The sequence below is a fragment of the Pacificispira sp. HM-600 genome (assembly GCF_977993705.1).
Genome location: NZ_OZ388079.1, coordinates 871,877 through 892,340 on the forward strand (window position 1 = coordinate 871,877; position 20,464 = coordinate 892,340).

Sequence of the window (20,464 nt, forward strand, 5' to 3'; positions counted from 1 at the left end):
AATGAGCGCATGACACGCGAGCGGCGGCCGATTCCGGCGAGGGCGCTGATCGTCGGCGCCATTCTGGCCGTCGCGGCGCTCGGTCTCACGATCGTCGGCGGGGTGACCTTTCTTGCTCAGCGGGATCGCACCCTCACCGACATCGACGAACGACTCATCTCGCAGATCGACGCGCTCAACCAGGTGGACGAGCTCCGCGTCGTCGTCGAGGGGGGTGCGGCCGCCGCCACGCAGGACACACCCGACGACTTCACGGATCTCTCGTCGTACCTGCGGGCCGCGGTTTCGCGTCTCATCCCCGGTCGGAACGAAGCGTCTATCGCCGTCATCGACGGCAGGATCGCATTCCGCAGCGCCAACGCCCTGAGTCAGCAGATCGCCGACGATCCGGAGTTCGTGGCCGGGGCCGTTGAACAGGCGCGGCCGGCCGACCAGGCGGTCATCGCGAGCGCCACGATCGACTCGACCGACCTGCGCTACATCGCCGTGCCCACGCCCGTGCCGGGCGATGACCGCGTGGGTGTCTACATCCGGGCCGTCGACGTCACGCGCGAACTCGAGCCCGTTACGCTGTCGCTCCTGACGTACACCGCCGCGGCACTCGCAACGCTCGCCGCGATCGGCATCGTCGGATGGTTCGTCGCCGGACGCATCCTCTCCCCCATCCGCCGCATGCGCGAGACCGCCGATTCCATCACGCCGACCGACCTGCGAGCGCGCATCCCCGCCGACGGCAACGACGATATCTCGGACCTCAGTCGCACGGTGAACTCGATGCTGGACCGCCTCGAGGGGTCGATGGACAACCAGCGCCAGCTGCTCGATGATGTCCGGCACGAGCTCAAGACGCCGATCACGATCGTGCGCGGCCACCTCGAGATGATGGATGTCGCCAACCCGGCGGATGTCGCGAGCACCCGTGACATCGGCATCGCCGAGCTCGATCGCATGACACGTCTCGTGGAGGACATCGACCTGCTCTCGTCCGCCGAGGGCGATCAGTTCGAGATCTCGCTGGTCGACGTCCGCGAGCTGACCGAGCGGATGGGTGACCTGGTGGGCGGGTTCCCGGGGCACAGCTGGAGCGTCGCGGGCATCGCGCGGGGCGTCATCGAGGGCGACTACGACCGCCTGCTGCAGGCCTGGCTCCAGCTCGCCGACAACGCCGCCAAGTACACGCCGCAGGGTTCCCCGATCGAAATCGGCAGCACCCTCGATATCGACACGGTGCATCTGTGGGTTCGGGATCATGGTCCGGGCATCCCGCCAGCGGCACGACGCCGGATCTTTCATCGCTTCGCGCGCGCAGATCACCGTACAGTGGGGGGATCGGGGTTGGGCCTCGCGATCGTCGATGCGATCGCGAAGGCACATCTGGGGACGTGCGCCGTTACTGACACCGATGGGGGCGGCGCGACTTTCACGATCACTCTGCCGATCACGCAGGGACGCAGCGAGCTGCTGCCGTCTCCCGTACGCGCCGGGGACGTGGTGTTGCAGAGGGAGGCAACGGGGTGACGCACATTCTGATCGCGGAGGACGAACCGCGTATTTCCGCATTCGTCAGTCGCGGGCTCGAGGCCGCCGGCTACACGACGACGATCGTCGAGAGCGGTGATTCGGCGCTCGAATTCGCGCTCGGTGGCGATGTCGACCTCGTATTGCTCGATGTCGGACTCCCCGGCATGGACGGGTTCGAGGTCCTTCGTCACCTGCGCGGCCAGGGGGCTAACGTGCCCGTCGTGATGTTGACGGCCCGCAGCAGCACCCGCGATACGGTTCAGGGTCTGGATGCCGGGGCGAACGACTACGTCGCCAAGCCCTTCAAGTTCGACGAACTCCTCGCCCGGGTCCGCTCCCGTCTGCGCGAGAGCGTCAACACCGGATCCATCGGCATCGTCCACGGCGACATCAGCCTCGATCCACTCACACGACGTGCTCGGGCCGGTGGCCGAGAGTTCGATCTGTCCGCCCGCGAGTTCGCCCTCGCCGAGCAGTTCCTGCGGCACCCGGGCCAGGTCCTGAGCCGCGAGCAGCTCCTCAGCCGCGTATGGGGGCTGGACTTCGATCCGGGCTCCAACGTCGTCGACGTGTACGTGCGGTACTTGCGCAGCAAGTTCGGCCCCGAGCACATCGCGACCGTGCGCGGCGCCGGCTACCGCTGGGAGTAAGTCCGCGGCCCGGATTCCCGTCGTCAAGCAAAGGGACGCGGCGACACAGGCGGTCTTTCGCGATCCTCGGTCGTTGAGCGAACCGTAGGTGAGTCGAAACGACACCCCGTCTCGGTCGTTGAGCGAGCCGCGGGCGAGACGAAATGAACCCCCGGTCAACCCCCCGAAGATAAGACATTTTTCATCTCTGACCGGGCCGAATCATCCCTCTGAATGTCGGTGGCCCTCGGCAGAATAAAGGTATGGAAAGCCTCGTCGACACCCTGCGCGAACTGGTCGCGCACGTCGGCGAGGTCGTCGATACGGTGCACCGCGAGGGGCTCGTGGCCGCGGCATCCGACGATGATCAAGCGCTGGTTCTGGAGCTTCTCGGTCGCCTCGGGCGTCGTGCCGATTCGCTGATGATCGAGTCGGTGTCCGAGGTCACGGCGCGATCTGAGTCGGTGGTGCGGGAGGAGCGGCTGACATCGCGACTCGGATGCCGCAGCGTGAGCGAACTCGTGCAGCGGACGACGCGCCTCGGCCCCCAGACCGCCGGTCGCTTCGAGCGCGCGGCACGGGCCACGCGGCAGGGACGCTCGGTCTTCTCGGGTGAACTCGAACCCGCCGCTCTTCCCGCGATGCGCGAGGCCCTTTTGGATGGCGAGGTCGGGCTCGACGGTGTTCTCGCGGTGGCCGAACCCCTCTCATCATTGGTGTCCGGGGTCTCGCGTGAGGCGCTGTTGATTGCCGACCAGGTGCTCGCCGCCGAAGCGCGCGGCGAGGGACCCGACGGTGCACCGCCGCTCTGCGCCGATCTGCTCAAGGTGCAGGCCCGGGTGTGGGCGGTCGTGCTCGATCAAGACGGCGCCGAACCCCGCGAACACCAGGCGTTGCTGAAGCGCGCGGTCACTCTCGGCCCCGCGCGCGATGGGCTCGTGCCTATTCAGGGTCGACTGTTGCCCGAGGTCGCGGCGCAGCTGCAACGCATCTTCGACGCATCCCTCTCGCCGAAGGTCACGGGCGATGGCGTGCGATTCGTCGAAGCGGATGCGTCGGATGCTCCCGCGCCCCTCGATGACCGCCGCCGCCCGCAGAAGCAGCACGACGCGCTCGCCGGTGCACGACACGTCGGGTGCGCCGGAACAATTCAGCGCGTGACTCTGGGTGGCAACGGCCGCATCCTGCGCCTCGGCACGGAAGAGCGCGTGTTCAACCGGTACCAGCGCCGCGCGATCGCGCTGCGCGACGGCGGATGCATCATCCCCGGATGCGGCGTCCCCGCCGGATGGTGCGAAATCCACCACGTCACGGGCCACGCCGAGGGCGGCGCGACCCACACAGACAACGGAGTACTCCTCTGTTGGTACCACCACAGATTCATCGACCGAAACGGCTGGTCGATCCGCATGAACCGCGGCGTACCCGAAGTCCGCGCACCCTCCTGGATCGACGCCCGGATGCTCTGGCGCCCCGTCACCCGCTCCCCCACCCGCCTACGCGACCGGGTCGTCCGACAGACATGAAGCAGGCGATACCTCCTGCGGCTCTTCACGAACGAGGGTGTCACGCTGATCTGTATCCGTCGCCGATAACCCGTATCCGCGCGTCCACCCCTCGCCGCATGCAGCACGCCCACCAGGCCAGAAAGCCGCCCGGCCAGCACGGCCGGAAAACGATGAAGCCCCCGGCGCTTGGGGGGATGCGCCGGGGGCTGAGGCGCGTGATCTGGGGGACGTGCGCCTCGTTCGTCAGCCGCACCCGTCGGGATGGGATGGCTGGCATTTCGATGATCAGCCACGAACTGGGGGGATCTTTTGGCGGATCATCGTCCCGCTCTCGCGGGCATATTCAGATTTCTCTTCCACAAATATGACAAGCGGGAATGAGAGGAGGCGGGGAAGGCGATGAGAGTTCTCTCATGACATTGAATACATCCGCCTTCCCCACCTCCGTCTCGTCAGGCCAGTTCCCCCGCTTCGAGAAGGTCTGTCACGAGAGCCGCGATCTCTGAGCGCTCCGACCTCGACAGCGTGACGTGGCCGAACAGCCCGTGGCCCTTGAGCGTCTCGATAACCGACGCGACGCCATCGTGGCGGCCGACGCGAAGGTTGTCGCGCTGCCCGACATCGTGCGTCAGCACCACCCGCGAGTTCTGACCCATGCGGCTGAGCACCGTCAGCAGCACGTTGCGTTCCAGCGACTGCGCCTCATCCACGATCACGAACGCGTCGTGCAGTGAGCGTCCACGGATGTGCGTGAGCGGCATGACCTCGAGCAGCCCACGCTCGACGACCTCTTCCAGGACGTTGCCCGACACCACCGAACCGAGGGTGTCGAAGACCGCCTGACCCCAGGGGTTCATCTTCTCCGCCTGGTCACCGGGCAGGTAGCCGAGCTCCTGCCCGCCGACGGCGAACAGCGGACGGAAGACGATGATCTTCTTCTGCTGCTGTCGCTCCAGCACCGCTTCGAGGCCCGCGCACAGGGCCAAGGCCGACTTGCCGGTGCCGGCCCGGCCACCGAGCGAGACGATGCCCACCTCCGGGTCCAAGAGCAGGTCGATCGCGATCCGCTGCTCGGCCGAGCGTCCGTGCAGCCCGAACACGTCGCGGTCCCCGCGGACGAGGCGGAACTCCGACGGTCCCGTCATGCGCCCGAGTGCCGACCCTCGCTCCGAGTGGATGATCAGGCCGGTGTTGACCGGCAGACCCGTAACGGTCTCGTGACTACCGACCTCGCTCTCGTAGAGGTCGCTCAGTTCATCGCCCGACAGGTCGATCGAGGCGATTCCAGTCCACCCCGAGTCGACGGCCTGCTCGGCGAGGTACTCCTCCGCCTGGATGCCGAGCGATGCCGCCTTGACGCGCATGGGAAGATCCTTCGAAACGACCGTGACGTGCTGGCCGTCCTGCGCGAGATGCATCGCGATGGCGAGGATGCGGCTGTCGTTATCGGCGAGTCGCATGCCCGAGGGCAGGACGCTCGGGTCGGTGTTGTTGAGTTCGACACGCAGCGTGCCGTCCGCTCCGACCGGCACCGGGAAGTCCAGACGTCCGTGCTCGATCCGGAGTTCGTCGAGGTGACGGAGAGCCTGACGCGCGAAGTATCCGATCTCGGGGTCGTGCCGCTTGCCCTCGAGTTCGGTGATGACGACGACGGGAATCACGACATTGTGTTCGGCGAATCGGAAGTACGCCCGTGGATCGGAGAGCAGGACGGATGTATCGATCACATACGTGCGGAGAGCGGAATCCGACCCGATCGAGTCGGCACCCTCGTAGCTCGTGTCGTGCGTGATCGCCGCGCTGCTGGAAAGCGTGTCCTGCTGGCGTGCTGCCCCTGTGGTCACAACCTGCTCCCGACCCGGGTGAGTACCCGGCATCCGCAAGATCGGCCACCGTGAGGTAGCGAGTCGCACTCTGGTGGCCGACTCGACCGGGCTACTTGCCCGATGAGATGAACGTACGACCGCGACTCTCTCAGCCGCGAATCGACACGCCCCGCCGGAGGTTACGCCTGCGTTAATTCCGCGCGGCTACCAGGTGCGCGCGTGCGCGAAGTCGGCGAGCGCGTCGCCGAGCATGACCATGCTGTCGGCGACGGTGCCGACGTGCGGTGCGATGCGCACGGCACCGCTGCGCGTCGTGCACGTGACGCCGTGGTTGGCGAGCGAGGCGGCGAGAGCCGCGACATCCTGCGTGGGCGGTGCGAGCGTGACGATTCCTGCGCGGTGCACCGCTTCGCGAGGCGTCAGGGTCGGGATGTCGTAGCGCTCCGCGAGGAAGAGGACCTCGCGTGTGCGGGAGGCGAGCGCCTCTTCGATGTGCTCGACGCCGGTATCCAGCACCTCGCGCAGCGATGCCGAGAGACGTGCGGCGGCGATGTGGTCGGGAACGCTGACAGTGAACGCGTTCGCGCCGGACGATACGGGGGGCACGTCATCGATCGGGAGTGCGACATCCGTTCCCGTCGCTCCCGAAAAGACGGGCGTGAGCTCCGCGAGCGCACGGTCGCTGAACCAGGCGAAACCCGTGCCGCGGCCGGCACGCAGCCATTTGTAGCCGTTGCCGCATACGACGTCGGCCGCTTGGTAGTCCGCGGCGACCATTCCGAAACCCTGCACGGCGTCGACGATCAGCAGGCGATCGCCGATGACATCGCGGATCCCGGCAAGATCCGCACGGTACCCCGTCCGGAAGTCGACGAGGCTCACCGCGACCGCGGCCGTGGAGGACGTGATCGCGTCGCGCACGACCTCGGGCGTGACATAGCCCGCCGGCGGATCGATCCACTGCGGATCGACGACGTGCAGAGCCTCGTGTGCGCGGGTAGCGGCGACGGTGAGGCTCGGGTACTCGCCCCGAGAGAGCACCAACCCACCGGTGACTCCGAAGACCGCCTGCATGATCCCGTGCGTCGTGGATGGTTGCAGGGTGACGTTGTCTACGTTGCCACCCAGCAACTCGGCAACCAGGGAACGAGCGGATGCGGCGTGCTCTACGACGTTGTCGATGCTCGATCGGCGACCCGTCGCGAGAAGTTCCAGGTCGGCGGTGTTCTCTTGACGCACCGCGGGCGACAACGGACCGAACGACGCCCAGTCCAGATAGCCGGGCTCGAGGTCGAACGACGCCCCGTAATCCTCGATGGTTGCCACCGACCTATTCTGCCACGCCGAAAGCGGCGCAGGTCAGCTACCGAATCGGCGCTCTCGCCGGGCGTAGTCGCGGATCGCACGCAAGAAGTCGACCTCGCGCAGATCGGGCCCCAACGCCTCGACGAAATAGAACTCGCTGTGAGCGCTCTGCCACAGCAGGAAGTCGCTGAGGCGCTGCTCTCCCGAGGTACGGATCACAAGGTCCGGGTCGGGCTGTCCGCCGGTGTACAGGTGCTCACCGATCTGCTCGGGCGTGAGGCTGGCGGCCAGCTCCTCCAACGACCCCCCACCCTCGTCGTGCTTGGCGATGATGCTCCGCACGGCGTCCACGATCTCGCTGCGTCCGCCGTAACCGACCGCCAGGTTGACATGCATCCCCGTGTTGCCGCGCGTGCGTTCGCTCGCCTCGTGCAGCACACGCGCCAGGCCCGGCGGCAGGTTCTCGGAGCGCCCCACGTGTTGCACACGCCAGTCCCGCTCGCGCGAGAGCTCATCTGCCAGCTCGGCGATGATGTCGAGCAGGTCCGCGAGTTCACGCGACTCACGCTTGGCGAGGTTGTCGTGCGAGAGCAGGTACAACGACACCACGCGTACCCCGACGTCGTCGCACCAGGTCAGAAATTCGCGCATCTTCGCCGCGCCGGCGCGATGACCGTGGGCAGCCGAGTCGTAGCCCAGTTGACGGGCCCACCGACGGTTTCCATCGATCATCATCGCCACGTGATGCGGCACCGGGTCGTCACGCAGGCTCCGGCGCAGACGCCCCGTGTAGAGACGGTACAGCGGCCCACGCCCCTGGTTCGACCCGCCCGTGCTCACCCCCCTACGGTAACGCTTACGCTGGAGGCGTGAGCCGTCGCCCGCGATCCCACTCCCCCGAAGTCCCGTCGCTGCCTCTGATGGAGGCGGCCGCCGTCGACGCGCATATCGACATCCGGCCGACCTGGCGCGGCTGGATCCACGCGGCCACCTTCCCCCTCGCGATCGTCGCGGGCATCGTCCTGATCGTCCTCGCCGAGGGCACCACCGCGAAGTGGGCGTCAGCGATCTTCCTCGCCACGTCGATGCTGTTGTTCGGCACCTCGGCGCTGTATCACCGCTTCGATTGGAGCACCCGCGCGAAGGGTGTGCTGAAGCGGATCGACCACGCCAACATCTTCCTGCTCATCGCGGGAACCTACACGCCGATCTCGGTGCTCGCGCTTCCCCCCGCGAAGTCGACGCTGCTGCTGTCGCTGGTGTGGGGCGGAGCGCTCATCGGCATCCTGTTCCGAGTCTTCTGGGTCGGCGCGCCTCGCTGGCTCTACGTCGCCCTCTATCTCGTGCTGGGCTGGGCCGCCCTCATGTATATCGGTGACCTCTTCGCGGCCAACGCGATCATGATGACGCTGGTGCTCGTCGGCGGGCTGCTCTACACGGTCGGCGCTATCGTCTACGCGCTCAAGCGCCCCAACCCGTGGCCCGGGCATTTCGGATTCCACGAGATCTTCCATGTGTGCACGGTGCTCGCGTTCCTCTGCCACTGGACCGCGGCGCTGATCATCGCGCTGGACCCCGTCTACGGCTGACGCCCGACAGCCGCCGTACCCTCACACGCGGGGCGGGGCGTCCCCGTCTGCGCGATCGTGGACGTCGTCTGCGCCATCGACGAACTGATCGTCGGTGTCCGATGCCTCGACGGCCGCTGCAGCCTGCTGTTCGGCATCGAGTTCCGCGTCGATCTCGGCACGGTAGCGGGCACGACGGATGCGACGCTGCATGTCCCACACCAGCAGCACCACGGCGACGACCAAGACGGCGACGACCGCGAAGCCCAGGAATCCGGGTGTGACGAGTTCAGGATCCGGCTCAACGACCGGTGTCGGTGAGGGCGTAGCGATCGAGACGATCCACGAGAACGCGAGCATGGGGTCCTTCCGCACGGCGACCGATCCCGAGATGGCACGGGCGGCACCCGGCAACGCATAGCCTGGTACTACTAGCCTAACCAGTCCATGAGCCAGTCGCCGAGCCGGAAGAGAGGGGCCAGACGATGACGATCCAAGCCCGTCTCGACGAGCGGTACGGTCGCGGCCGGAACGGCCGGCGTCGATTGTTCGCCTGGATCACGGTCGGTGTGCTCGCCGTCGCCACGACGGGCGCGCTCGCGTGGTCGACGGTGTCGACGGCGGCATCGGATGTCGACGCAGATGTCCTGGGATTCTCGCTCGTGGATCAGTACACGGCGACCGTGTCTTTCCAGATCACCGGACAGGCAGATCGCGAAATCGCGTGTGCGATCGAAGCCCTCGACGAGGACTTCGGAATCGTCGGGTGGAAGGTCGTCGTGTACCCCCCGAGCGGCGAGGAAGCGCGGGCTTACGAGGTATCCGTCCCCACCGTCGGGCTCGCGACGACCGGTTTGGTGAACTCCTGCTGGCTCCCCTAGGCTGACCGGATTACAGCGTGCGCCCTGGCTCGATGCCGGGGCGTTCGGTATATGGGCGACGTGATGCCCTGAACCCTTACCGCTCCGGCACGAACACGAACCACAGAAGGAGAACGCCGTGTCCACCGACGCACCCGTGACCTTCCTCACGCAGGACGCCTACGACCGCCTCGACGCAGAACTCGAGACGCTCGCGACGGACGGCCGCGAAGAGATCGCCAAGCGCATCGAATCTGCCCGCGAAGAGGGCGATCTCAAAGAGAACGGCGGATACCACGCAGCCAAAGACGAGCAGGGACGCATCGAGGCGCGCATCCGCAACCTGCAGCAGCTGCTGAAAACCGCGGTTGTCGGCGATGCCCCGACCTCGACCGGCACGGTCGTGCCGGGAACCGTCGTGACGGCGAAGGTCGCCGGGCGCGAACTGCGCTTCCTCCTGGCCAACCGCGAGCTGGCCTCGGACTCGTCCCTCGACGTCTACAGCGAGGCGAGCCCGATCGGCGCCGCCATTCTCGGCAAGAACGAGGGCGACACGACGAGCTATGCAACGCCCAACGGTCGCGAGATGACCGTCGAGATCATCAAGGTCGAGACCTACACCGGCCAGTAGCCCCCGGGAGCGTCATTTCGTCTCGGCCCTGCGGGCCTCGCTCAATGACCGGTCGTTGAGCGAGCGCAGCGAGACGAAACGCTACTCCGGGGTCAGTCCGGGACGACGACCGGGTGGAAGCCCGCGTCCTTCAGCGTCTGCAACGTCAGCGCCTTGTGCTCTTCGCCGCGCGTCTCGACGCTGATCTGCAGCACCACCTCGCTGATCTGAAGCCCTTGGCCGTGACGTGTGTGCAGCACCTCGATGACGTTGGCACCCGCCTGTGCGATCAGGTCCGAAACGCGCGACAGCTGTCCCGGACGGTCGGGCAGAGGAATCCGCATGCTCATGTAGCGTCCGGATGCCGCGAGCCCGTGTGCGACGACCCGCTGCAGCAGCAGGGGGTCGATGTTGCCCCCCGACAGAACCGAGACGGTCGGCCCGTGCGCCTCGACCTTGCCCGCGAGGATCGCGGCGACACCGACGGCTCCGGCGGGTTCGACGACGACCTTGGCCCGCTCGAGCAGCACCAGCATCGCCCGGGCGATGTCGTCGTCCGTCACCGTCACGATGTCGTCGACCAGCTCTTGGATCATCGCGAACGGGATGTCGCCGGGGCGGCTGACCAGGATGCCATCGGCGATCGTCGGGCGCGTCTCGACCTCGATCGGATAGCCGGCTCGCAGGGACTCCGGGTACGGAGCCGAGTTCTCGGCCTGGACCCCGATGATCCGTACGGTGCGACCCGCGGCGGCTGCCATCGCTTTGACCGCGCCGGCGACCCCGGCGATGAGGCCTCCTCCGCCGATGGCCAGCAGGATCGTGTCGACGTCGGGCATGTCCTGCACGACCTCGAGCCCCAGCGTTCCCTGGCCGACGATGATGTCCCGATGATTGAACGGCGGGATCAGGACGGCGCCCGTGCGCTCGGCGAACTCCGCCGCCAGTCGCAACGACGTGTCGACGGTCGGGCCTTCGAGGATCACGTCGGCGCCGTACCCGCGCGTCGCGAGCAGTTTGGGCACGGGGACGCCGAGAGGCATGAAGATCGTGGCGGGGATCCCCAGGGCCTGGGCGGCGAGCGCGACGCCCTGCGCGTGGTTGCCGGCGGACGCCGCGACGACACCGCGAGTACGCTCCTCGGGCGTGAGGCGGGAGAGGCGGTAGGCGGCACCGCGGATCTTGAATGACCCGGTGCGCTGCAGGTTCTCGAGCTTGAGATGGACGGGAACCCCGAGCACCTCAGAGAGGTGCTGCGAGTACTCAAGCGGGGTGTGGCTGACGACACCGCGCAGCCCCTCGGCGGCGCCTTCGTATTCCGAGAGCAGCGGCATGGTCAGCTCGCGCGGTTCGACGGAGGTCATGCCTGGGTCCCCTCGGGTCGGGTGGTCGGTCGAGTTCTGGGTCGCGTGTTCTTCGTTCGTGGCACGGTACTCCAAATCAGTTCGCCCGCCACCGCGCTATCCGGTCTCTCCCACCCTCGGGAGCCGATGTACACGGCGAAGACGTTGACGAACGCGGCGAGCGGCACGGCGAAGAGTGCCCCGGGAATACCTCCGACGAGCGCGCCGCCCGCAACCACGAGCACGACGCCGAGCGGGTGCACCTTGACGGCCGCGCCCATGAGGATCGGCTGCAGGACATGCCCCTCGAGTTGCTGCACGCCCAGAACGACGATCAACATCAGCACCGCGATGAACGGTCCGTTGTAGACCAGCGCCAGGAAGACGGCGACGGCTCCGGTGACGACGGCCCCCACGATCGGGATGAAAGCTCCCAAGAACACCAGAACGGCGACCGGGATGGCGAGGGGAACACCCAGCAGAGCGGCACCGAGCCCGATACCCACGGCATCGATGGAGGCGACGAGCAGCTGGGTGCGCGCGTAATTGACGACCGTGACCCACCCCGCGCGCGCGGCACCGTCAACGGGCTGTCGCGCGGCACGCGGGAACAGGCGCACGGTCCACCGCCAGATGCCCCCGCCGTCGGCGAGCGTGCAGAGCAGGATGAAGATCGCCAGAAGCGCGCCCACGGCGACGTGCCCGAGGGTGGAACCGACCGCGAGCGCTCCCGAGAGCAGCAGTTGGGCCTGCTCCTGGGTGAACGCCCAGACCTGTGCGAGCGCGTCGTCGATCTGCCCGGATGTCAGGTGCAGGGGCCCGTCGATGAGGTACTGGCGGAACTGCTCGATCGCCTCGACGGTGCGATCCTGCACGCTTGCCCACTGCAGCCCTACCTGCCATACGACGAGCCAGATGAGCCCCGAAACGATGGCGAGTGTGCTCAGCACCGAGATCACGATGGCGAGCCAGCGGGGCACGCCGCGGCGCAGCAACCAGGTGAAAGCGGGCCAGAGCAGGGCGGTGACGAGGATCGCGACCAACAGCGGGATCACGATGACCTTGAGCTGGATGACGAGCCACACGACGATCGCGACCGCGGCGGCGATGACGATCAGGCGCCAGGCGTATGCCGCGGCGAGGCGCAGCGCCTGTGGCACGGCGGGGCTGAGGTCGCTCGAAACAGTGCGCTCCCGAATCACGTCAACGAGTCGTCGGCGCAGAGATTCGGGGGTTTCGTTCACCCGGCAAGTCTAGGAGTCGAAACGAAGCCCGCGCTCTCTCATCGCATAGCATCCCCGCGGGGATGTCGTACGCCGGGGATAGGCTGGCGCCGATGAAACAGTCGCTGAGCGCGCGCGAGGCGCGGCGGATGGCGCTCGCCGCTCAGGGGTTCGGGCGCCGCGTCCCGGCGACCCCCGGCACGCGCCAGCTCAACGCGACTCTGGGACGGATGCACACGCTGCAGATCGACTCGGTCAATGTCTACGCGCGGTCGCACTACATGCCCCTGTTCTCGCGCCTGGGCCCCTACGACACGGCCCTGCTCGATCGTCTGCTGTTCGCCCGGCGCGCCCCGTATGTGGAGTTCTGGGCACACGTCGCCGCGTTCATTCCAGCGGCCGACTGGCAGCTCTTCCGGTTCCGGATGGAGGACCACCGCGCACGGTTCACGGCGCCGGGCACATGGTTCGCCGAAAATCTGCCCATCGTGGAGTGGGTGCGCGCCGAGCTCCGCGCCCGCGGCCCCCTCCGTCCGGCCGAGATCGAGCACGACTCGCGACGCGGCGCGCGTGGGCCGTGGTGGGACTGGGACGGCGTCAAACGGGCACTCGAGTATCTGTGGCTGATCGGGGAGGTGGCGGTCGCGGGTCGTCGCGGCTTCGAGCGCCGTTACGCCCTCGCCGCGGATGTCATTCCGGCGGAAGCGATCGAGCGCGAGATCGAGCGTCCCGATGCGATCCGAGAGCTCGTCGCTCGCGCAGCATCCGCGTACGGTGTCGCGACCGAGGCCGATCTGGACGACTACTGGCGGCTGCGCGACCGCAAAGCCGTCAAGCGCGCGACGGCCGAACTGGTCGAGGCAGGCGAGCTCGTGCCGGTCACCGTCGAGGGCTGGGACCGCGGCGGCAAACCGCTACCCGCGTGGGCACATCGCGACGCAGCGCTTCCCCGTCGCATCGACGCCGCGACCATCCTGACGCCGTTCGACCCCATGGTGTGGTTCCGTGATCGCGCACAGCGGATGTTCGGCTTCGACTACCGGATCGAGATCTACACACCCGCTCCCCGACGCCGCTACGGCTACTACTCGTTGCCGGTTCTGATCGACGACGAACTCGTCGGGCGCGTTGATCTGAAGGCCGACCGCGCGGGTTCGCGGTTGCTGGTGCAGTCGGCGTGGTGGGAGGACGGTCCGATCCGTCCCGACGCCGCGCCTCGCCTGGCCGAGGTCCTGCGGGATGCTGCTCGATGGCAGGCTCTCGACGGCATCTCAGTGGCGAACTGGGGTGACGCGACGGGCGCATTGGCCGATGTGCTGCGAGCACCCCGGCACGAAGCGGGCACGGAAACGGTGTCTCTCGCGCCGGACGAGCCCCAGACGGACGAGCCGGACGCCGCGTCTGCCATCGAGCAGGGATCGGGCTCATGACCCCCCGTCGGCGTCTGGGCCGCGGCGCGATCATCGCGACTGCCGCGGCGGTCCTCGTCCTCATCGGTGCGGTGATAGCTCTCGTCGTGTGGTTCACGGCCCGCGGTGACTCGCCCGAGGCCGGCGCACAGCGGTACCTCGACGCGCTCGCCTCGGGTGACGCGGACGAGGTTCGTGCGACTCTCACCTCGTCGGCGCTCCCGGACGCCGCGACCCTGGAGGCATTCGGAGCGGCAACCGCCTACCTCTCCGACCCCGAGGTCGCCGGAGTGGAGACATCCGGGAACGACGCGGCGACAGTCTCGGCGGCATACTTCCTCACGGGTGGAATGCACGCCGTGACGTTCACGGTCCGGCTCGAGGACGGACAGTGGCTGGCCGACGCGGACGCGCTCGGCAGCATCGCGGCAACGACGACGATGGGTGACGCGGTGACGATCGGTGATGTCGTGCTCGAGGCATCCGCGCCCCTGGTCGCCCTCCCCGCCGTCTACGATGTCGTCGCGGCACCGGCCGGCATCCTGACGGGCGAGGCGGAGGTCGTCGTCGCTCCCGGGGCAACGGCGGACGTCACCGTTGAGGTTGCGCTCGCACCGGACGCGAGCGCGACGGCACAGCCCGCCGTGGATGCGTACCTCGAGGCGTGCACGGCATCGTCGGCGGATACTCCGGCCACGACGAGCCCCGCGTCGTGCGGCATCAGCATCCCCTGGGGCGCCGACCTGGCCAGAGCCGAGGGTTACGTATTTCGGATCGAGACGCTTCCTACTGTCACACTCGACGCCACCGGCGGCTTCATCGCGAGCGGCGGGTCGTATGTGGTGACGGTGTCGGGCCAGACCCGCGCGGGCGAACCCGCTTCTTTCACCTACCGCGACGATGCCTGGACGCTCCGCGGCGCCCTGACCTTCGAAGGCAGCGAGCTGATCCTCCAGGCCTGGTGAGCGCGAAACTTCACCTGTGTCCTTGTTTGCGCCTGAAAAGGGACATAAGTGAAGTTTCGCGCGTTTGCTAGAAGCTGCCGCCCATGGTGTGCAGGCGTTCGATCCGATCCGGGATCGGCGGATGCGTCGAGAAGAGACGCGCGAGGGCGTTCGGACGCAGCGGATCCGCCAGCCACAGGTGCGCCATCGACGTATTCGCCTTCGTCAACGGTTGAGCGTGCGCCTGCAGTTTTGCGAGCGCCGACGCCAGCCCGTCCGGGTTTCGTGTCGTGAGCGCGGCCGTCGCGTCGGCGAGGTATTCACGTTGGCGTGAGATCGCCGCCTGCACGGCACCCGCGAGCAGGGGCGCAATCACGGCGGCGACAAGACCGAAGATCAGGAACACGATCTGCGCCTGGCCATTGCCGCCGCTGCGTCGGGCACCACCGAACAGCGTCAACCGCAGGAAGACGTCCGCGAGCAGCCCGATCGCGACGACCAGACCGAAGACGATCAACGAAACCCGGATGTCGTAGTTGCGGACGTGTCCGAGCTCGTGCGCGAGCACTCCCTCGAGCTCCTGATCGTCCATGATGTCGAGCAGGCCGGTCGTGACCGCGATCGCCGCCCGCTCGGGCGTCCGACCTGTCGCAAAAGCGTTCGGCGCAGCATCCTGCACGATATGAACCTTCGGCATCGGCGTACCCGTCGCGATGCACAGGTTCTCGACCATGTTCCAGAGGCGCGGGTTGTCCGCCTTCTGAATCTCCACCGCGCCCGCCAGCGCGAGCGCTTCACGGTCGGCGACGAAGTACTGCAGCGTGGCGTACCCGACCGCACCGATCACGACGAACGCGGTGATCCACCAATCGTTCGACGCGAGCCATCCTGCGAGCACACCGAGGCCCCCGATGATCAGGACGAACGCGATCATGATGAACCATGTGTTGCGCTTGTTGCGCGCGATCGCGGAGTACACGGCTGCCCCGCCCGATCAGGCCGTGATGGCTGTCACGTCAGAACTGAACGCGCGGCGGCTCGGAGATGGCGGCGCCGTTCTCGACCTCGAAGAACTCGCGTTCCTGAAAACCCAGGTTCCGGGCGAAGAGGTTGTTCGGGAAGATCTTGATCTTGGTGTTCAGCTCGCGCACGCCACCGTTGTAGAAGCGGCGGGATGCCTGGATCTTGTCTTCCGTGTCGACGATCGACTGCTGCAACTGGAGGAAGTTCTGACTCGCCTGCAGTTGCGGGTATGCCTCGGCAACGGCGAACAGGGACTTCAGCGCCTGCTGCATGTGCCCCTCGGCGACTCCCGCGTCCGCGGGGCCCTGCGCCTGGAGCGTCTCGGCCCGGGCCCGCGTCACGCTCTCGAAGACCCCTCGCTCGTGCGCGGCGTACCCCTTGACCGTGTCGATCAAGTTGGGCAGTAGATCAGCTCGCCGCTTGAGCTGCACGGTGATGTCGCTCCATGCCTCGTCGACGCGCACGTTCAGCTGCACGAGCGAGTTGTACGTCGCCCAGAGGTAGATGCCGACGATGGCGATCAGGGCGACGACAATCAGGACCGGAATGAGCCATTCCCACATGGGTGTCTCCAGAAAGCGAGGTAGTCAGACGCGAGTTGTCGTACGTTGGCCCATCCTACCGACGCATCCCGGCGAACCCCTGGGAACTATTCGCCCAATACCCGGTCGAGGTATGCGTTCGCGAAGCGCCGGTCGGGGTCGAGTCGGTCCCGGAGCGCCACGAAGTCCGTGAAGCGCGGATAGCGCTCGGCGAAGTCGGCGGCACCGAGCGCATGCATCTTTCCCCAGTGCGGCCGCCCGCCGTGCGCCAGCATGATCGGTTCGATCGCCGCGAAGTACTCCGTCGGGTCTTCCCGCCAGTAGCGGTGTACGGCGATGTATCCGCTCGCGCGTCCGTGCGCCGTGGACATCCACAGGTTGTCCGCCGCTGCCGCGCGCACCTCGATGGGAAACGACACGCGCAGGCCGGATGCGTCGATCGCGGCCTGCACGTCGCGGAATGCCGCGGCGAGATTCTCGAGCGGGACGGCGTACTCCATCTCGCGGAACCGGACGGTCCGGTCCTGCGTGAACACGCGCGTCGAGAGATCGGTGTACTCGCGGTCGCCCGTCAGGCGCGTCGCGAGCCGGTTGATCGGGGGCGCTACCGCGGGCACGAGAGACGCCGACCCGCAGGTCATGCGGTAAAGACCGTTGGCGAGCAGCGTCTCGTCCAGCCAACGCGAGGCGCGCGGCAGCGGCGAGCGAGGCGCGCTCTCGGGCAGACGCGTGTTCGTCTTGGTCAGGGCGACGTCGGTGTGCGGAAACCAGTAGAACTCGAAGTGATCGGATGTCTCGGTTCGCGCGGTCAGCTCCGCCACCACGTCATCGACCGGTTCGGGACGCTCGACCGCGCGCAGCACGAACGCGGGTACACATTGCAGCGTGACATCGACCAGGATGCCGAGGGCGCCGAGCCCGAGCGCCACCGCGGGCAGCATCTCGGCGTTCTCGTCGTCGCTCACGGTGAGCAGTTCGCCCGTTCCGGTCACGAGGGTCGCCCCCACGACCTGCGTCGAGATGCCCCCGAAGCGCAGTCCCGTGCCGTGCGTGCCGGTCGAGATCGCCCCCGCGATCGATTGGCGATCGATGTCGCCGAGGTTCGCCATCGCCAGCCCGAAGGGGGCGAGCAGTCGCGGCATCTGGTGCAGTCGCGTACCCGCGAGGACGCGAACGCGCGCCCGCTCACGATCGACCTCGACGATGCCGCTCAGCTCATCGAGGTCGAGCAGAACGCCCGGCGCGACGGCGATGCCCGTGAAGCTGTGGCCGGCGCCCACCGCCTTGATGCGCAGTCCCCGCGCGATCGCGGCCTGCACCGAGCGGACGACGGCCGCGGTGCCCGCGGGCCGCTCGACGCGCTGCGGACGGACGGCTGCGGTCCTGCCCCAGTTGCGCCAGGTGCCGCCGATGCGGGTCACAGGAACGCTCGCCCTTCGCCGCGGTAGGTCGGCAGGGCCTGGACGATTGCGTCGCCATCCACCAGCTGGACCTCGTCGGTCCGCTCCAACTGCTCGCCGCTCTTGGAGGGCCGCAACCACACCCGATCACCGACGGCGAGCGCTCGCGCGCTTTCACCCTGCAGCGGCGTCTGCACCTCACCCGCGCCCTCCCGGTCGAGCGCGCACAGGCCCGTGGGCCAGACGGGCAGCGGCTGGCGGGAAGCGAGCGGCGGTCCCGACGCGATCCATCCGCCGCCGAGGATCGTTGCGATATCGGGTGTCGGCCGCCGCACCACGTCGTACGCGAAGGCGAGGGCCGGTGCCGGCGCGAAGGCGCGGTAGCGATCGAAGAGGTGTCCGGCGAGGAGCCCGCTGCCCGCGGTGACCTCGGTCACCGCGGCGTCGGCAGCGGTCAGTTCGAGCGATCCCGTGCCGCCGCCGTTTACGAACTCCAGGGGTGCGATATCGCAGAGCGCGGCGACGATCGCGCCCGTCGCTCCCGCAACTCCGCGATCGACCGGCCCTGCATCCACCGGATGACCCCGTCGCCGCGGCCGTCGTGGTCGGGCTGGCCGGCGATCTGAGCTTCGTACATCATGAGCCCGACCAGGTCGAAGCCCGGCCGGATGGCGATGGCCTGAGCGAACTCCCGCACCTCGGCGACGGTGTGGAGGGGCGATCGACGCACGCCGATGTGCCCCAGCGCGGGCGCGCGCCACGACGCATCCGCGTCGATCGCGACGCGGATCCGGGGGCGCGTACCGGGAGCTGCGACGGCATCGACGAGATCGAGCTGCGTGGGATCGTCGACCATGAGGGTCACGCGGGACGCCAGCTGGTCGTCGGACGCGATTCGAGCAAGGCTCGCTCGGTCGGCGCTCGGATATCCCATGACGACGTCGTCGTGCGTCTCGGCGAGCCACAGTGCTTCCGCGAGCGTGAACGCCAGGATGCCCCGATAACCCGGAAGGCGCAGCACGGCGTCGATAACCTCACGGACGCGCACGGACTTGCTCGCCACGCGAATCGGGACTCCGCCGGCGCGAACGAGCATGTCGAGCGCGTTGTAGCGGAGCGCGCCGAGATCGAGGGCGCCCACCGGGGCCGGCAGGTGGGCTGTGGCGGCGGTGAGCCGTGGCCAGTACGCCGCCGGCCTCATCCAGGGCGTGGGATCGCCAACCGGGTCAGGGGGCGTGGGCGCCGTCAGATCGAGCACGCCCCCAGCCTAGAGCCGCGTGAAGTTCGGTTCCGCTCGGTCATCGCGACCGCTGAGCGAATTGCGGTGCCCTGTGTGTGTGAAAACTCTCATCTTCTCGGTGTGGTTTCGGCGTGATTTGGGGGCTTTTCGGGGCGTGAATGTCGGTGGTCATCCGTAGAGTTTCGAACATGCATTCGAACACTCGTGGGGTTGATGTCAAAGCTCGGGACTTCGCGGTCCGGTGCGCTGAGGCGATGCGTGTGGCCGAGCAAGGACAGGCCGCACTGGCCCGCATTTTCGCGGAGGCAGCCGCGGAGGGGATGCACCGGGTCGCGGAACTCGCCTCGCCCTCGTCGCGCGAGGCGGAACTGCCTTTTCGTTCATTGGCGGCGGAACTGGGGGCCGCAACGAACATGTCCGACCGGACGGTGCAACGCCGCATGAACGATGCCGCGGTGCTGGAGGAGTCGTTCCCAGCCACGTTCGACGCGTGGGATGAAGGACGGGTCGCTGGTGGGCATGTCGCGGTGATCATGGAACACGGCCTACCACTCACGGATCCTGACGCGCGGGCCGTGTTCGAACGTGAAGCGCTGGTCCGGGCTGAAGGGACAACGCCGGGACGCCTCGGGGCGTCGCTCGCGCGGCTTGCGGAGTCCCTGCAGCCGCGCCCGCTCGCGGAACGGCACCAAGAGGCGCGCGCGTCGCGAGGTGCGTGTGTTCGGGACATCGGGGATGGGATGGCGGAGTTCAGCACCATCCAACCCGCCGTCCTCGCCCACGGGATGCACGACCGGATCACGCAGCAGGCCCAGGCGATCAAGAACGCCGACCCGACCGACAGTCGCACCGTGGATCAGATTCGTGCGGACCTTGTCGCGGACATGCTCCTCACCACCACGCCCACCGCGGACGGTGGTGCCGGGTTCTCGGACGGGTTTGGTGGTCTCGGGGCGATCCGCGGAATCGTGAACGTCACAGTGCCCGCGCTGGCGCTGGCCGGCGTGACCGACGAGCCGGCCGAACTGGTGGGCCGATGCCCGATCGACCCGGCCACGGCCCGCCAGCTCGCAGGTCACGCGACGGGGTGGGATCGGGTTCTGGCTGACCCGATCACCGGGTGCGTGCTCGCCGTCGACCGCTACACACCGTCCGCGGACATGAAACGGTTCCTGCGGGCGAGGGATCAGCACTGCCGATTCCCTGGATGCCGGCAACCCGCCCACCGGTGCGACCGGGACCACACCCTCGACTACGCGCTCGGCGGCGAAACCGCCTGCTGCAACCTGGCCTGCTTGTGCAAACGACACCACACCCTGAAGGGCGAGACCGCCTGGACGGTCAGACAACTCGGCGGCGGAGTTCTCGAGTGGACGTCGCCGGGTGGCCATGTCTATATCGACAAACCACCACCCGCGCTGGCCATCTTCACCCCGAACACGGATCCACCCCCATTCTGACGGCGGCTCCGGTCACTGAGCCTGTCGAAGTGACCCGCTGCGCCGTCAGGGAG

General features: G+C 67.8%; 20 protein-coding genes. 9 read left to right on the forward strand and 11 right to left on the reverse strand.

Annotation, left to right across the window (positions count from 1 at the left end):
- The first annotated feature begins 9 nt into the window (after window positions 1-9).
- The 3 genes from ACXZ1E_RS04080 to ACXZ1E_RS04090 all read left to right on the forward strand — a co-directional run bounded on the left by ACXZ1E_RS04080 (window position 10) and on the right by ACXZ1E_RS04090 (window position 3,676).
- A complete protein-coding gene (locus tag ACXZ1E_RS04080) occupies window positions 10-1,518 on the forward strand; it encodes a sensor histidine kinase (protein WP_458042155.1) in 1,509 nt (502 codons plus the stop codon).
- Window positions 1,515-2,171, forward strand: coding sequence for a response regulator transcription factor (locus tag ACXZ1E_RS04085; RefSeq protein WP_458042156.1), 657 nt, complete (start codon window positions 1,515-1,517; stop codon window positions 2,169-2,171). The genes ACXZ1E_RS04080 and ACXZ1E_RS04085 overlap by 4 nt, the downstream gene beginning before the upstream one ends.
- Window positions 2,172-2,413: 242 nt before the next feature.
- Window positions 2,414-3,676 carry a DUF222 domain-containing protein gene (locus ACXZ1E_RS04090; protein WP_458042157.1) on the forward strand — a complete coding sequence of 421 codons (1,263 nt, stop codon included), beginning with the start codon at window positions 2,414-2,416 and terminating at the stop codon, window positions 3,674-3,676.
- Window positions 3,677-4,110: 434 nt separating this feature from the next.
- Here ACXZ1E_RS04090 and ACXZ1E_RS04095 read toward each other — a convergent pair whose 3' ends face one another.
- The 3 genes from ACXZ1E_RS04095 to ACXZ1E_RS04105 form a co-directional block, all read right to left on the reverse strand.
- The gene (locus ACXZ1E_RS04095) at window positions 4,111-5,502 is read right to left on the reverse strand and encodes a PhoH family protein (RefSeq protein WP_458352040.1); all 1,392 of its coding nucleotides are present in this window, start codon (window positions 5,500-5,502) and stop codon (window positions 4,111-4,113) included.
- Between the two features lie 186 nt (window positions 5,503-5,688).
- Window positions 5,689-6,810, reverse strand: a complete 1,122-nt coding sequence (locus tag ACXZ1E_RS04100) for an aminotransferase class V-fold PLP-dependent enzyme (RefSeq protein ID WP_458042158.1) — start codon at window positions 6,808-6,810, stop codon at window positions 5,689-5,691.
- Window positions 6,811-6,843: 33 nt separating this feature from the next.
- Window positions 6,844-7,629, reverse strand: a complete 786-nt coding sequence (locus ACXZ1E_RS04105) for an isoprenyl transferase (protein WP_458042159.1) — start codon at window positions 7,627-7,629, stop codon at window positions 6,844-6,846.
- 29 nt (window positions 7,630-7,658) lie between these two features.
- Here ACXZ1E_RS04105 and trhA point away from each other — a divergent pair, with 29 nt between their 5' ends.
- Window positions 7,659-8,378 carry a PAQR family membrane homeostasis protein TrhA gene (gene trhA, locus ACXZ1E_RS04110; RefSeq protein ID WP_458352041.1) on the forward strand — a complete coding sequence of 240 codons (720 nt, stop codon included), beginning with the start codon at window positions 7,659-7,661 and terminating at the stop codon, window positions 8,376-8,378.
- Between the two features lie 21 nt (window positions 8,379-8,399).
- Here trhA and ACXZ1E_RS04115 read toward each other — a convergent pair whose 3' ends face one another.
- A complete protein-coding gene (locus ACXZ1E_RS04115) occupies window positions 8,400-8,771 on the reverse strand; it encodes a hypothetical protein (RefSeq protein ID WP_458042160.1) in 372 nt (123 codons plus the stop codon).
- 71 nt (window positions 8,772-8,842) lie between these two features.
- Between ACXZ1E_RS04115 and ACXZ1E_RS04120 the strand changes: the two genes are divergently transcribed.
- Both ACXZ1E_RS04120 and greA read left to right on the forward strand, forming a co-directional pair.
- Window positions 8,843-9,238 carry a DUF4307 domain-containing protein gene (locus tag ACXZ1E_RS04120; protein ID WP_458042161.1) on the forward strand — a complete coding sequence of 132 codons (396 nt, stop codon included), beginning with the start codon at window positions 8,843-8,845 and terminating at the stop codon, window positions 9,236-9,238.
- Between the two features lie 118 nt (window positions 9,239-9,356).
- Entirely contained in the window at window positions 9,357-9,848 is a 492-nt protein-coding gene (gene greA, locus ACXZ1E_RS04125) for a transcription elongation factor GreA (RefSeq protein ID WP_458042162.1), read from the forward strand.
- 92 nt (window positions 9,849-9,940) lie between these two features.
- Here the strand turns inward: greA and ilvA are convergent, their stop codons facing one another.
- Together ilvA and ACXZ1E_RS04135 are read right to left on the reverse strand one after the other, a co-directional pair.
- On the reverse strand, window positions 9,941-11,191 hold the full coding sequence (gene ilvA / locus ACXZ1E_RS04130) for a threonine ammonia-lyase (protein ID WP_458042163.1): 1,251 nt from the start codon (window positions 11,189-11,191) through the stop codon (window positions 9,941-9,943).
- A complete protein-coding gene (locus ACXZ1E_RS04135) occupies window positions 11,188-12,414 on the reverse strand; it encodes an AI-2E family transporter (protein WP_458042164.1) in 1,227 nt (408 codons plus the stop codon). Before ACXZ1E_RS04135 ends, ilvA begins: the two co-directional genes overlap by 4 nt.
- A gap of 92 nt (window positions 12,415-12,506) precedes the next feature.
- Between ACXZ1E_RS04135 and ACXZ1E_RS04140 the strand changes: the two genes are divergently transcribed.
- Window positions 12,507-13,823 (forward strand): winged helix-turn-helix domain-containing protein, encoded by a 1,317-nt coding sequence (locus ACXZ1E_RS04140; protein WP_458042165.1) that lies wholly within the window; start codon window positions 12,507-12,509, stop codon window positions 13,821-13,823.
- Window positions 13,820-14,767, forward strand: a complete 948-nt coding sequence (locus ACXZ1E_RS04145; protein ID WP_458042166.1) for an Rv0361 family membrane protein — start codon at window positions 13,820-13,822, stop codon at window positions 14,765-14,767. The genes ACXZ1E_RS04140 and ACXZ1E_RS04145 overlap by 4 nt, the downstream gene beginning before the upstream one ends.
- 67 nt (window positions 14,768-14,834) lie before the next feature.
- Here ACXZ1E_RS04145 and ACXZ1E_RS04150 read toward each other — a convergent pair whose 3' ends face one another.
- The 5 genes from ACXZ1E_RS04150 to ACXZ1E_RS04170 form a co-directional block, all read right to left on the reverse strand.
- Window positions 14,835-15,725 carry a M48 family metalloprotease gene (locus ACXZ1E_RS04150; RefSeq protein WP_458042167.1) on the reverse strand — a complete coding sequence of 297 codons (891 nt, stop codon included), beginning with the start codon at window positions 15,723-15,725 and terminating at the stop codon, window positions 14,835-14,837.
- Between the two features lie 37 nt (window positions 15,726-15,762).
- Window positions 15,763-16,332, reverse strand: a complete 570-nt coding sequence (locus ACXZ1E_RS04155) for a LemA family protein (protein WP_458042168.1) — start codon at window positions 16,330-16,332, stop codon at window positions 15,763-15,765.
- A gap of 86 nt (window positions 16,333-16,418) precedes the next feature.
- Complete coding sequence (locus ACXZ1E_RS04160; RefSeq protein ID WP_458042169.1) at window positions 16,419-17,732, reverse strand: D-arabinono-1,4-lactone oxidase; 1,314 nt, start codon at window positions 17,730-17,732, stop codon at window positions 16,419-16,421.
- Window positions 17,729-18,286 (reverse strand): hypothetical protein, encoded by a 558-nt coding sequence (locus ACXZ1E_RS04165; protein ID WP_458352042.1) that lies wholly within the window; start codon window positions 18,284-18,286, stop codon window positions 17,729-17,731. Before ACXZ1E_RS04165 ends, ACXZ1E_RS04160 begins: the two co-directional genes overlap by 4 nt.
- The gene (locus ACXZ1E_RS04170; RefSeq protein ID WP_458352043.1) at window positions 18,196-18,969 is read right to left on the reverse strand and encodes an alanine racemase; all 774 of its coding nucleotides are present in this window, start codon (window positions 18,967-18,969) and stop codon (window positions 18,196-18,198) included. Before ACXZ1E_RS04170 ends, ACXZ1E_RS04165 begins: the two co-directional genes overlap by 91 nt.
- A 170-nt stretch (window positions 18,970-19,139) precedes the next feature.
- On the opposite strand from ACXZ1E_RS04170, the gene ACXZ1E_RS04175 reads away from it, so the two are divergent.
- Window positions 19,140-20,411 carry a DUF222 domain-containing protein gene (locus ACXZ1E_RS04175; protein WP_458042170.1) on the forward strand — a complete coding sequence of 424 codons (1,272 nt, stop codon included), beginning with the start codon at window positions 19,140-19,142 and terminating at the stop codon, window positions 20,409-20,411.
- Window positions 20,412-20,464: the final 53 nt, after the last annotated feature.